This is a genomic window from Streptococcus sp. 1001283B150225_161107_H12 (assembly GCF_015552665.1).
GTDB lineage: Bacteria > Bacillota > Bacilli > Lactobacillales > Streptococcaceae > Streptococcus.
The window spans coordinates 166867-179945 of record NZ_JADNFC010000002.1; the positions used below are offsets into that span (position 1 = coordinate 166867).

The 13079-nt window shown below is 45.0% G+C and carries 13 protein-coding genes; all 13 read right to left on the reverse strand.

Going from position 1 to position 13079, the window contains the following annotated elements; all coding sequences use genetic code 11:
- Positions 1 to 19: 19 nt before the first annotated feature.
- Entirely contained in the window at positions 20 to 613 is a 594-nt protein-coding gene (locus tag I2C87_RS04160) for a uracil-DNA glycosylase family protein (RefSeq protein ID WP_129269020.1), read from the reverse strand.
- Between the two features lie 52 nt (positions 614 to 665).
- Positions 666 to 2072, reverse strand: coding sequence for a dipeptidase PepV (gene pepV / locus I2C87_RS04165; protein ID WP_129269018.1), 1407 nt, complete (start codon positions 2070 to 2072; stop codon positions 666 to 668).
- Between the two features lie 136 nt (positions 2073 to 2208).
- Positions 2209 to 2814 carry a nitroreductase family protein gene (locus I2C87_RS04170; RefSeq protein WP_048788949.1) on the reverse strand — a complete coding sequence of 202 codons (606 nt, stop codon included), beginning with the start codon at positions 2812 to 2814 and terminating at the stop codon, positions 2209 to 2211.
- Between the two features lie 79 nt (positions 2815 to 2893).
- Positions 2894 to 3730, reverse strand: coding sequence for a metallophosphoesterase family protein (locus tag I2C87_RS04175; protein ID WP_129269016.1), 837 nt, complete (start codon positions 3728 to 3730; stop codon positions 2894 to 2896).
- A 95-nt stretch (positions 3731 to 3825) separates the two neighbouring features.
- Positions 3826 to 5658 (reverse strand): excinuclease ABC subunit UvrC, encoded by a 1833-nt coding sequence (gene uvrC, locus I2C87_RS04180; RefSeq protein WP_048716782.1) that lies wholly within the window; start codon positions 5656 to 5658, stop codon positions 3826 to 3828.
- Positions 5659 to 5776: 118 nt separating this feature from the next.
- Positions 5777 to 6622: a CPBP family intramembrane glutamic endopeptidase gene (locus I2C87_RS04185; protein WP_129269014.1), complete on the reverse strand. Its 846-nt coding sequence runs from the start codon at positions 6620 to 6622 to the stop codon at positions 5777 to 5779.
- A gap of 62 nt (positions 6623 to 6684) precedes the next feature.
- Positions 6685 to 7686 (reverse strand): hypothetical protein, encoded by a 1002-nt coding sequence (locus I2C87_RS04190; protein ID WP_129269012.1) that lies wholly within the window; start codon positions 7684 to 7686, stop codon positions 6685 to 6687.
- Positions 7687 to 8116: 430 nt separating this feature from the next.
- Positions 8117 to 9076 carry a CPBP family intramembrane glutamic endopeptidase gene (locus I2C87_RS04195; RefSeq protein WP_195324048.1) on the reverse strand — a complete coding sequence of 320 codons (960 nt, stop codon included), beginning with the start codon at positions 9074 to 9076 and terminating at the stop codon, positions 8117 to 8119.
- Positions 9077 to 9093: 17 nt separating this feature from the next.
- Positions 9094 to 9717: a TIGR01906 family membrane protein gene (locus I2C87_RS04200; protein ID WP_195324049.1), complete on the reverse strand. Its 624-nt coding sequence runs from the start codon at positions 9715 to 9717 to the stop codon at positions 9094 to 9096.
- Complete coding sequence (locus I2C87_RS04205; protein WP_195324050.1) at positions 9710 to 10480, reverse strand: TIGR01457 family HAD-type hydrolase; 771 nt, start codon at positions 10478 to 10480, stop codon at positions 9710 to 9712. The genes I2C87_RS04200 and I2C87_RS04205 overlap by 8 nt, the downstream gene beginning before the upstream one ends.
- Positions 10470 to 11174, reverse strand: a complete 705-nt coding sequence (locus tag I2C87_RS04210) for a hypothetical protein (RefSeq protein ID WP_229046184.1) — start codon at positions 11172 to 11174, stop codon at positions 10470 to 10472. Before I2C87_RS04210 ends, I2C87_RS04205 begins: the two co-directional genes overlap by 11 nt.
- Complete coding sequence (locus I2C87_RS04215; protein WP_048716761.1) at positions 11156 to 11914, reverse strand: acyl-ACP thioesterase domain-containing protein; 759 nt, start codon at positions 11912 to 11914, stop codon at positions 11156 to 11158. Before I2C87_RS04215 ends, I2C87_RS04210 begins: the two co-directional genes overlap by 19 nt.
- Before the next feature lie 3 nt (positions 11915 to 11917).
- Positions 11918 to 13048 carry a radical SAM family heme chaperone HemW gene (gene hemW, locus I2C87_RS04220; protein ID WP_195324051.1) on the reverse strand — a complete coding sequence of 377 codons (1131 nt, stop codon included), beginning with the start codon at positions 13046 to 13048 and terminating at the stop codon, positions 11918 to 11920.
- Positions 13049 to 13079: the final 31 nt, after the last annotated feature.

Sequence of the window (13079 nt, forward strand, 5' to 3'; positions counted from 1 at the left end):
CTGTAAATATCACTAATTATTATTTGTTAAACTCTGCTATAATCTGATGGACCCGAGCCTGGAGGGCCGGCACTACTTCTGCCTCAAACCATGGATTCTTGGCCATCCAGATCTGATTGCGGGGAGAAGGGTGGACCAGAGGGAAATAATCTGGCAGATAGTCCTTGTACCGACGCACCCGCTCTGTCACCTTACCACTAACCTTCTCATGGAGATAGTAGGCTTGGGCGTACTGGCCGATCAAGAGGGTGAGCTCAATATCCGGACACTCCTTGAGGAGTTGAGGATGCCACTTTTCCGCAAAGCCTTTGCGAGGTGGCAGGTCCCCTGACCTGCCATGCCCTGGGAAATAAAAGTCCATGGGAATGACCGCAAATAGTCCCGAATGGTAGAAGGTCTCCTCATCGACTCCCAACCACTCCCTTAGACGGTCTCCACTCTTGTCCTTCCAATAAAGGCCTGCTTCTTGGGTCTTGAGACCAGGCGCTTGGCCAATAATATTGATCCGAGCAGTCTTTGGTGCCGCAAATAAGGGTTCGATTCCTTTATCCGTATAGTCTTTGTTTTGTGGATCGGCCATGATGGCCTCTTTGATCCGCTCTAGTTGTTCCATTTCTCCTCCTCTAAGCAAAAACTCAGCCAGCATGTGCCGACTGAGTAGCGTCTTATTTGATGAGTTCGTAGATGGCTTCTGCGTAGATTGCAGCTGCTCGATAGAGATCTTCTACATCCGCAAATTCATTGGCTTGGTGCATAGTGTTCACATAGTCTGGGAACATGGCACCGAAGGCAACCCCACGTTTCAATAGACGACCAAAGGTTCCGCCACCGATTACTTGCTCATGACCTTTCAGTCCGGTTTGTTTTTCATAGACACGCAAAAGCGTTGAGACCAATTCATCTTCCATTGGAACATAGTGAGGGGTGTGGCCGTGAGCAGACAAGCTGACGGATGCCACTCCTTCTACTTTTTCAAGTCCAGCTTTGATGGTTTCTGGATCTGTTCCTTTAGGGTAACGAATGTTCAAGGCGATGGTGTTATCTGAGCTGTTTTCGTCGAAGTTGAAGACACCCGCATTCATGCTGAGAGCTCCCATCTTTTCATCCACATGGGCAATGCCAAGCTTCTCACCAGCAAAGTCTTCATGAAGAAGAGATGCTGACACTTGCAAGTATGCTTTGGCATCTCCACCGAAGTCAAACTGGTTCAAGAAGAGAGCCAAGTAGGTTGCTCCATTGATCCCAGCTTCTGGAGTAGAACCGTGGGCAGATTTTCCGATAATGGTGACTTTAAATTTACCATCATCCTCTGTTGCCACTTCATAACGAAGTTGGTGTTCATTAGCAAAGGCCTCCAAAAGACCAGCTAAATCTGGTAATTGCCCAGAAACGACTGCTGTCGCTGACTCTGGTACCATGTTTTCACGAAGGCCACCTGTGAAGCTATGAAGATGCGCTTGACCTGTATTTTGACCACCGAAGTGAAGGTACTCGGTAATATTTCCTTTTTCCCCGTTGATGATTGGGAACTCGGCATCTGGTGAGAAACCAAAGTCTGGATCAGGAAGACCGACGTGTTTGAAATAGTAATCCATATCGCCCCAGCCAGATTCTTCATCTGTACCGACCACGAAGCGCACTCGCTTAGATACAGGTAATCCCAGATCCTTGATAATCTTCAAGCCGTAGTAACAAGCTACTGTAGGCCCCTTGTCATCTGATGAACCACGCGCATAGAGCTTGCCATCGATAATCTCAGGTTTATAAGGGTCTGTATCCCAGCCACTACCTGCAGGTACCACGTCCATGTGGGCAAAGATTCCGAGCTCTTCTTCCCCTTGTCCAAAGGTGAAGTGTCCAGCATAGTTGTCCACATTGGTTGTTTCGTAGCCATCACGCTCAGCAATTTCCAAGAATTTCTCAAGAGCCTTGACGGGTCCAGGTCCATAAGGGTGAGTCGCATCCGCCTGGCTGTCATCCCGTTCTGAGTTGATTTCCAAGAGGCTGAAAAGATCAGCCATCATTTCTTCGCGACGTTTTTCTACTTCTGCTTTAAAGTCAATTGTTGTCATGCATTCCTCCGTTATTTCGATTTAAATTGAATCCTCTAGAATCCCTTCAGCGACTGTCTATCAGCCTGCCAAAGGATTCTAGAAAACCGGACTTGTATCGTACGAGACGAGGACCATCCGGTTCTTTCTGTTGTTATTAGCGTTTTTCGATGATTTCGTCTACTGGCAAGCGGTAGCTAGGTTCTACCTTCTCTGCTGCGTAACCAACCGTGATCAAGAGTTCTGGACGGAAACGCTCTTCGATTTCCAAGACTTCGTTGACTTTTGATTTGTCAAAGCCAAGGATGATGTTTGAGCCGATCCCTTGGTCCGTCAAGGCCAATACCAGGTTCATTGCAACCAATCCAGCATTCAATGCCAAGTAATCGCTAATCTGTTGTTCATTGTAGCGAGCATATTCTGCAGGTAGGTTTTGCATGAAGTATTGCAACTGCTCCTCTGTGAAGTTCTGGACCCCACCGACACGTGCAATCTTCCGAGCCCGACGTTGCAAATCGGTATCCGTAAAGAGAGCGATGGTCACAGGTGCTTCCATGACTTGGTCATAGTTCCCACCATAGGCTAGTTTAGCCAATTCCGCATTTTTCTGACGAACGACCACGAATTTCCATGGTTGGCTATTGTGCGCACTTGGTGCCAAGGTCGCAATTTCAATAGCTGTCCGCACATCCTTTGGATCGACCGGTTGGTCTGTGAAATGCTTGATCGCATGACGTTTTTTGTTGAGTTCTAGGAATTTCATAGTCAACTTCCTTTTCTAATTCTATTACCTCTATTTTAACACAAAATGAAAGAGCTTGCAGAGTTTTTTCATTGATCATTTAGGAAAGAAAATCATAGAAGTTCTTGACGTCTTGGTCATAGCCATACTGCTTATTCAGCCTTGCGAGGAGTTCATTGTTGTGGCCCCGATAATTATCCTCTCGTCTCAATTCTTCATACATCTCAATAAATGGAAGCCCCTTATCTTTAGCATCTTGGAGCTCTGCTTCATAGTCGTAGGCTACCTTGCGAAATTGCAGGTTGGTCACCCCATCTTCTTCAACATCGATCAACGCATACTGGGCTCTGTGATTTTGGAGCTGCTCCCAGTCAAAATAAGGCATACCAATGGTGCCGGGATTGATGATTTGCTGACCCTGACTACCATAGCGAAGCAACTGCTTGTGGACATGCCCGTAGATGGCCACATCGGTCTGGTCATCGAGCAATTGGTCAAAGTTCTCCGTCGCATTAGCTGGACGCAAGTCTCCACCATAATTCTTTTCTGGCAAGTTATGGGTCAGTGAAAAGCGAATGCCGTTGACCTCCTTCTTCTCCATTAGAGGAAGCGAGCGAAGCCAATCGATCCGTTTAGGATCAATTCCTTCCATAACATACTGAGTGAGACGAAGCAGCTGAACCTCCTGCGGATCCTCAAGCCCGTACTCGCCATCCAAGGACTCTAATAGACAATCGTCCCAATTTCCACGAACAGCTGCTGTAATCGGAATCGCATCCAGCAAGTCAAAAAGGTCCTCTCTTCCAGGCCCCGGAAGCAAAATGTCCCCTAAAAGCCAGTATTCCGTCGCGCCTAGAGCACGCGCATCCGCAATCACTGCCTCCAGGGCTGTCGTATCTCCGTGGATATCAGATAAAATAGCGATTCTATGGTTCATTATTACACCTCATTTGAAATCTAATTAGATTTGAATCTAGTATAACAAAATTAGGAGTAAAACGTAAAAACCATCCATGAAAATGGATGGTGCAATTACTCAAATCCTTGGGAGGGCTCCGCCACTTCCATCAAGGGACTTGCTTCTGCTTGATTTCCTTGATGGAGCTTGACTTGCACTGCCTCCGCGACTGCTCGTGGGATGCCGACTGTGACGATCTCATCCACAGTAGCTTCTTTGATCTTGGTCAGTGACTTGAAGTGCTTCATCAGTAACTGCTTGCGTTTTGGTCCCAAACCTTCGATGTCATCCAGCTGAGAGGAGAAGGAATTCTTAGACCGTAGCTGGCGGTGGAAGGTGATGGCGAAACGGTGAACTTCATCCTGGATCCGCTGGAGGAGGAAAAATTCCTGCGAGGTCCGAGAGAGTTCGATAACTTGAAGAGGATCGCCGAAGAGCAATTCGTGAGTCTGGTGCTTGTCATTCTTTTGCAGGCCTGCAATGGGAATATCCAGTCCTAACTCTTCTTGGATGACTTGCTTAGCGATATTGACCTGGCCCTGACCCCCATCAATGACGATCAGATCTGGTGGTGTCAGGCCATCCCGCATGACACGACTGTAACGTCTGCGAATGACTTCCTGCATGCTGGCATAGTCATCTGGCCCGACGACAGTCTTTATCTTGTACTTTCGGTAATCCTTTTTGCTTGGCTTCCCATTGACAAAGACCACCATGGCTGAGACCGGACTGGTCCCCATGATGTTGGAGTTATCAAAAGACTCGATCCGCACAGGGGTTGGAATTTGCAGGAGTTTTCCAAGGTTTTCAATGGCACCTTGGGTCTTTTCCATCGATTTTTCAAGGAGATTGAACTTCTGCTCCAGACTGACCCGCGCATTCTTGATGGCCAGATTGACCAACTGCTTCTTCTCCCCACGCTGGGGCTTGAGTACCTTAGTATCCACAAGGGCTTTGACCGCTTCCTCATCGATATCTTGAGGAATCAATATTTCATTGGGGATCAGATGAGATTTCTCCTGGTAAAATTGCCCCACATAGGTCAAGAAATCCTCGTCCGGATCATTGTAGTAAGGGAAGAGATTGACATCCCGCTCGATTAGCTTACCCTGACGGACAAAGAAGACCTGCACACACATCCAGCCCTTGTCCACGTAGTAGCCAAAGACATCCCGGTTCTGCAAATCCTTGGCCATGACCCGCTGTTTGGTCCGCAGGGTCCCGATAGCCTGGATCAGATCCCGATACTCGGCCGCCCGCTCAAATTCCATGTTTTGCGCAGCGGTAGTCATCTTGACCTTGAGCTCATCGATGATCTTGTCATCCTGTCCTTTTAGGAAATCAGAAACCTCCTGGGCCATGCCCTTGAAATAGGCCTCGTCCTTGTGGCAGACCGTGTGGGCCATACACTGCCCTAAATGGTAGTAAAAGCAGACCTTGGAAGGAGGATTGGTACACTTGCGGAAAGGAAAAATCCGATCCAAGAGCCGCTTGATCTCATTAGCAGCCCCCACATCTGGATAGGGACCAAAATAGAGACCACCGTCCTTTTTGACCTGGCGCGTGATGATGAGGCGCGGATAGCGCTCATTGGTAATCTTGATGAAGGGATAGGACTTGTCGTCCTTTAGCATGATATTGTACTTGGGCTTGTTCTCCTTGATGAGGTTGATCTCTAGAAGCAAGGCCTCAATATTGGACTCAGTGACGATAAACTCAAAATCCACAATCTCAGATACCAGCGCTTCCGTCTTGGTATCGTGGCTCCCTCTAAAATAGGACCGCACCCGATTGCGAAGATTCTTGGCCTTCCCCACATAGATGATGGTACCGTTCTTGTCTTTGTGAATGTAACAGCCCGGACTAGTCGGCAGAAGCTCGAGCTTGGATTTAATCAAGTTATTCATACTCTCTATTATAGCAAAAAAGGGAGGCTATGCTCCTCTTATAATGTTATATCATATCATTCGTTTTAAATCGTCGTTTCATAAACTGTTAAAGGGTTTCGAAATTTCTAATGGAGATTTATAATTCGTTATCTAAAGTCTTTGACTTGCTTGTATAAATGCTCAAAACAATTACAAATGACAACAACTGCCACAGAAGGATTCTTACTATCTGCAAACTATCTGCTTCAGAATTTGAAACCACATGAACTAGATTTGAAGCAAGATTGTTGAAAAAATGATCTCCTAACCCAAACCATAAGGAACCTGTCATTTTGTAGAGTAAGGACCATTTGATACTCATCATTCCCGCTAAGATAACATAGCCAATGCCCATGACGATGAGATTTACGAGTGACGACTCTCCTTGAAGATAATCTCTTAAGGGCATTACCAAGTGCCATATTCCAAATAGGAAGGCTATAAAGAATAGACTCTTGCGGTAAGAAAGCCCTTCAAGAATTTTTGTGAAAAGGCCACGAAATATTCCTTCTTCCATCCAGACATTTATCAGGTTAAACAACACACTTGAGAGAATAAGTAAGATTCCTGCTTGAGATACTTTTTCGTTTGTTAAGGAAAAACCACTGGCGTAAAACGATAAGTGAACATTACCATGAAGAAACAAGAGAACAATGCACTCAACTGTATATGCAAAGACGGAACAAACTAAACCAAAGAGCAGGCCCTTCCCTATACCACTCACGGTTCCGTCAGAACTGAAACCAATATCTTTCCATCTTAATTTACAAATTGAAAGGATTCCCCACAGTAGAAGAATTCCAAAAAGCTTATGTAGAAAATTCTCAGATAAGAAGGTTTCATCCGTCCTAATATAGAAGTATTCAATTAGCCTTGCTACTGAGCAGATAACAAATATAATTGAACAACTTAAAATAGGTTTCTTTATTAGTTGATTTAGCATATCTTCCTTTCAAAAAAGTCTTTTATAAAAGTTAATTTCAATATCTCACTCAGTCCAATTATCTATTTTTCAAATTTCGATAGGACGAACTTAACCAGTCTTGTGACGACTTCTACTACGACTAAAACCATCGCATACAATAAAAATGGCGGAATTAAAAGAAGGGCGATTTTCCAGCCTCTGAAAAAAGCAAGCCCTTTATTAGATTTAGCTGCTGTATCTCGTTCGACTGTTTTCACTTCTATTAGCTTCATTCGCAATAGTTTCACAGTGACTTCTTCTTGCCCTGCATCAAGCGAAACACTTTTCTCCTCTGAACTTGAACTAGCTAGATAGGCCTGAGCCATTCTGACCAGATAAAGTCTCTCATCTTCTTTCACAATGGTACGAAAGAACTCCATTGCCTCATTTCTATTCCCTTTAAGGTATACATTAACTGCCTTCAGATACATAGATTCCAATTGTGAGAACTTGTTGTTTGTCACTTCCTTTAGAACGGCATCATTAGCTTCTTTTTTGACCAGAATATCGTAGCGGGCTCTGTAAGCCATCTTGAGTGGTTCATCATCTGCTAAATAGTTAGAGAGTAACTCCTCAAACTCACCCTCCTTCAAATCCGGTATAGAAAATAGGTTCGCATTCAAGAGAATTTCGTTTAATTTAACTTGTTCAGCATCTGTAAACTTCTGATTCTCCTTGAGTTCCTTTACAACTGCTTCAATAGATCCAAAGTCACCAATCCGATAATAATAGAAAAATGTGGCAATCTGTACTCTCAGCTTAATCGTTTTGATACTCTTTCTTTTTTGAGTCAGAATATAGCTTGCCATCAGGTCAAGATTGATATCCTCATAGATGAGACTATTCAACTTTTTGATTAAAAGCGTATCTTTAATGATAGCTAGAACCAGCTCCATCAGTAAGTATATCAAAAAACAAATGGTTGCAATATTTTTACTTTGGGTCACGTGTACGATATACAAAAATGGTAGGGCTAGAATGACCAGTAGGACGATCACTGGAATATTGTAACGCTTTCTAAGTTCTCTATAATCTTTAACCATAAAACTCCTATTTCATTGACAATTTCTTTCGAATCCTTCTTAGTAGATCTAGACCAAGCGGTGATGCAGCAAGCAATTCCCAATCAACCTGATCGCTTACCATCACTTCTACTACCTCTATTATAGCAAAAAGAGGGATACAAAATAATCCCTTCATGAATGGAAACAAACTATTATTTTATATAAGACAGTTAGATGTTTATAAAAAAATTGAATCTTTTATTCGTTTAAGAGGATCAAAAACTTTCCGCTGTGAGAAAAATGCCTGAAACGTAATTGTTTCAGGCATCGGAATTATTGAGACCTTAGGCTCAATAATTAGTCATGGAACTTCTTCGAAGTTCGCTGACGTCCGTACTCACCTAAGGAAAGTTTTTCAGAAGATTTTATCTTCAATTTGAGAGAGATCTAAAACGATTCCTCTTTGATATTAATAGCCTCTTAGGTAAGGAAGTAAGGACATAAGGGTTGTCCCAAGGACCAAGACCCAGAACCAGAAGGAATACATGCTTCTTTGGAAGACACCTGGTGCTGGTCGGTTTTCTTGTATGTAGTGAAAAATAGCTTTTCTCTTTAAAATCAAGACGATGGTAAAGGCGATGGTTCCACCTAAAAAGACTAGAATTTGAACCCACTCGGCTACATTCATATTGACATGCGTACCAAGGTAATGAAGCCCTTGAGAGAGGACCAGGTTGTTAAAGATATGGTAGAAAATGGCCCACCAGATCGAATACTCGAAGGTCAAGTAGCCAAAGCCAAAGCCGATAATCGTCGCAAAGAACAACTGATCAAAATTGGCATGGAACATTCCAAAAGCCAAGGCTGTCATGACGATTGCAAAGACTTTTCCATACTTTTCTAAGGCTCTCAGTCCAGCGGCCCGGAATACCAATTCCTCCGTGATGGGACCGATCAGGGTCGCATAGAGCAAGAGACTCCAAGATTGGCTGAGTTGCTCAGACATGTCCTCTCGAGGCTTGAAAAAGCCTAAGGTTTCCATCATGTGGTCTAAGAGCTGCGATAAGGCACTAGAAGCCAATTGGGCAAACCCCAAGAAGGCAATGAACACTAAGAAAGTCTGCCAGGTCATCTTACGTCCCTTTTGTCTCACATCTCCTTTAAAGAGTGATCCTTGCCGATAAAGGGCAAATAGGAGGACACCTATACTGACAGATATCAAGTAGCTAATCCCATTTCCATTGATGATTTTTTCTACATACTCCTGCTTCTCTGCCATCTCCAATCCATACCGTCCAAACATAAAGAGGGTAATGGTAAAGGTCGAAATGATGCTGACAAAGACCATGACCAAGAGATAGAGGCAAACCATCCCTGAAAAGCTGCCCAAATCCTTTTTAGGGTCTATAAATCGATTGAACTGTTTCATCCATTCACTCCACTAATCTACTGTTTTTCTTTTCGACTCCACCCGTAGCACCATCCAAAAGCCCCTTCATACAATACAAAGAAAATCAGAAAGGCATGTAGGAAATAGTCCTCCGGAAGCGCTAAAATAATCGGATCCCGATAAGGATCAAAGAGCCAGGTAGCATCTCCGACAAAGAGGACTTGGTGAAAGAGGGTAAAGAATTTATCAAAGCCAATAAAGAGGGTCACTCCTCCTATGATAATCGGCAAGAGAACCATCCCACCAAATAAAGGGCGATAGAGGCCTGCGTAGCCCTTACGCATCACTGTTCGAATAAATCGTACAGCTACTGGCAACAAGATCAGGAATAAGACCTGGGTCAGGTGAAAGAGGTATTTGACTGCTTGGAAATGATGGAGCCCATCGGGAGAAGATGGAAAGTCCGGCATCTCCAGCTTCCAGGTAAAGGGACTGGTCAAATACCGCATGAGGATCTGAAAATTCTTCTGAATGACTGTTGGAGCCAAACCGGTCCGATTCTGAATTCGTAACCAGCTAATCTCCATGGGATAGATCAACCAGGCTAGTAGAATGGTTCCCAAAATCACCGTTGCTAAGAGCCAGAGGACAAAGCCCGTTACTTTCAACCGATCACGCATCGAAATCCCACTCCGCTAAGCTCGATAGGGCGTGCGTTGGTGGCAAGGGCAGGTCTGGTACTTCTTCTGGCTTGGTAAAGCCAGTGGTCACCAGCAAAGTAGGGATGCCATTGTCAATCCCTGCTCGAATGTCAGTCAGGTAATTGTCACCTACCATGACCACTTCTTCGCGTTCTAGTCCCAAGTGAGCGATGGCCTTATCCATGATGATGGCATTGGGCTTTCCGATAAAGGTTGGCTTCACGCGCGTTGCCGCTTCAATCAGGGCATTTAGAGCACCAGCCCCTGGCATCATCCCCCGCTCTGTCGGAATATTAAGGTCTGGATTTGTCCCGATGAAATGGGCTCCCTTTTGAATAGCCAAGGTCGCAATGGAGAATTTCTCATAGTCCACTTCCCAATCGAGACCCACCACGACATAGGCTGGATTTACCGTATCTTCGACGAAGCCTGCTTCAGCAATGGCCTGTTTCAAGCCCACATCTCCAATGACATAGGCAGTTTTCCCAAGATTCATGTCCACCATATAATCAATGGTTGCTAGTGTCGCTGTATAGATGGTATCCAGTGGCGTTTCGATATTGAACTGGCCTGCCAGCATCTCTTGAACCATTTCCGGTGTCCGAGTAGTATTGTTGGTCACAAAGAGATAGGGGATCTGACGCTCTTGCAATTCGTGAACAAAGGCTTCCCCAGCAGGGATCCGTTCTTTCCCCTTGTAGATGGTTCCATCTAAGTCAATTAAATAACCCTTATAAGTCATGGGATTCTTGGTCTCCTTTTTCACTTGCTTCCTCTGCTACTTTGTCCTGATCCTGAAACTGGCCTCCTGCTCCATACAGAAGCAAACAAGCCCCATATAAGGCAAATTGAAGGACCAAACCGAAGAAATTGATACTTGCTTTTCCAGCCTGAGTAAAGAGGAAGGATGAAATCATCAAGATGACGATAGTCACCATCAAGCCACCGATCTTAGCTTGATCAATGGTAATGGTATAGACGCCGCTCTCTTTTTCCTCATTGCTTTCTTTCCCTGCCTGGATAGGCTTCATGGTCTCGATAAAATCTGTCATTAAGGTCGCTGCGAGGCTGACAGTCGTACTGAAGAGGACACCTTGGGAGAGCTTATCAAAGAAGTTACTCCAGAAACTACCCGATTGGCTGGTAATACTCAAGGAAAAGACAACGACTGGCAGGATAAAGGCCAAAATCAAATGAATCCAGACACGATACCAGCGAACATCTTCCTTGAGAAAACGCATAAAGGCTTCAAAACTCAACCGATAGCGGACAAAACGAACCGCTTCTTCAATAAAGATATAAAAGGCTGCGACTAAGGTTAAGAAACCATCTCCTAATACATAGAGGGGGTTTTTCTTACGACGAGCATAAGCAACAACCCGCCGTTGAACCTCCATCAAGTCTTCTTTTTTCTGTTTTAATCTTCGTTTTTCCATAATGTTTCCTTATCTATTTCTTCCCAAGTGATCAGGGCTTGGGCGTGGATTTGGCCTTCTGATGAGATGACATGATTGCTGATCATCCCTTCCCGCTCGACGCTAGAGGTGATCATCCCTCCAGGTAATACTTCTTTGACATACTTAAGATGGACCCTTTTAGGGATATGCTGGGTTAGGAATTCCGCTCCCATGACTTCAAAGACCCAGTCCAAATACTTGCTGTTGTTGACATGGCCGTTCATATCTAGATCATAGAAACGCACATGGTAGTCCTGCTCCATGGCTCCATTGAGTTCTGGATAGCGTGGACCACGGCGGATCTTCTTCTCAAATGGTGACTCATATGGCTCTGTGATCTCTTCCGGCACGGATTGGACCTTGCGGCTGTCCCGGTCCATCAAGACGAAGGTCGCCACCATCTCGACGATGGCTTCCCCCTTCTGGTCTCTAACGACAAAGGAACGATAGCAAAAGAGACGATTGTGGGCGAGTGCTTGAGTCTCAATGGTAATCAGTTCATCAAAGACCGGTAGGCGATGAACCGTGATGTCATAGTCAGTGATGATCCAGACTAGATTGCGCTGTTCGAGCAGGTCCCTGTCACTGACACCCAGCTCCATGGACTGCATACCTGAGACCTGCAAGGACAGGAGGATGAGCTGTGGCATCTTGATAAAGCCATTCACATCGCTCATATCAAAAGGAACTTTCATGTCATACTGATAAATTTTAGCCATCGTTTACTCCAATATAAATTTCTCTGCTACGGTATCACCAAGGAACAAACCTCTCTTGGTCATCCGAACTTGCTTGTCATCTGGAACCAAAAGTCCCTGCTCCGTCAAATTGGCCACCACTTGTCCATAGCGTTGGTCAAAGGAGACACCGAATTTTTCTTCAAAACGTGCCTTGGACACACCGTTTTTTTTCCGTAGACCGAGGAACAACTCCTCTTCCATCTTCTCTTCTAGTGTCAGGTGTTCCTCTGTTATTCGAGCCTTACCTGCCTCAACGGCCTCTAGATAATGCCGGATAGGCCCGTGATTCTTGTAGCGAATCCCATCCACATAACCAGAAGCTCCTGCTCCTAGACCATAGTATTCTGCATTATCCCAGTAGACCAGATTGTGGCGACTTTCAAAGCCTGGCTTGGAGAAATTGGAAATCTCATAATGCTCAAAGCCTGCTTTTTCCAATTCCTCAATGATGTACTCGAACATCTCTGCTTCCAGCTCCTCTTTCGGTAGAGGAAGCTTGCCCCGTCTCATCCGATTCATAAAGACCGTGTGATTCTCTAAAATCAAGCTATAGAGACTCATGTGGGGAATGTCCAGATTGATCGCCTTGGCGACATTTTCCTTGACCTGGTCCATGGTCTGACCCGGCAGAGCATAGATTAAGTCAACGGAAATATTGTCAAAGCCAGCCTGCTTGAGGTGGCGGATATTGTCATAGATATCCTGCTCCTGGTGGCTCCGCCCAATCTTCTTCAACATCTTATTATCAAAGGTTTGAACCCCCAGAGAGACCCGATTGACCTGAGAGTCCTTGAGGACTGCGATCTTATCCGGATCCAAATCTCCAGGATTGGCCTCGATAGTAAACTCCTCTACCTCCGATAGGTCCATGACCTTGGGCAATTCTGTCAAGAGATAGGCCAGTTGCTGGGCAGATAGAGCTGTCGGCGTCCCTCCACCGATGTAGAGGGTCCGGAGTTTGCCAATCTCATATGACCGAGTCTCCTGGATCAGGTGTTCCAAATAGGCATCGACCGGTTGATTCTTGATAAAAACCTTCGAAAAGTCACAATAATAACAAATCTGGGTACAAAATGGAATATGCACATAGGCAGAGGACGGTTTAGCTTGCATAACCTTTATTATACCACATTTCGCACCAAAG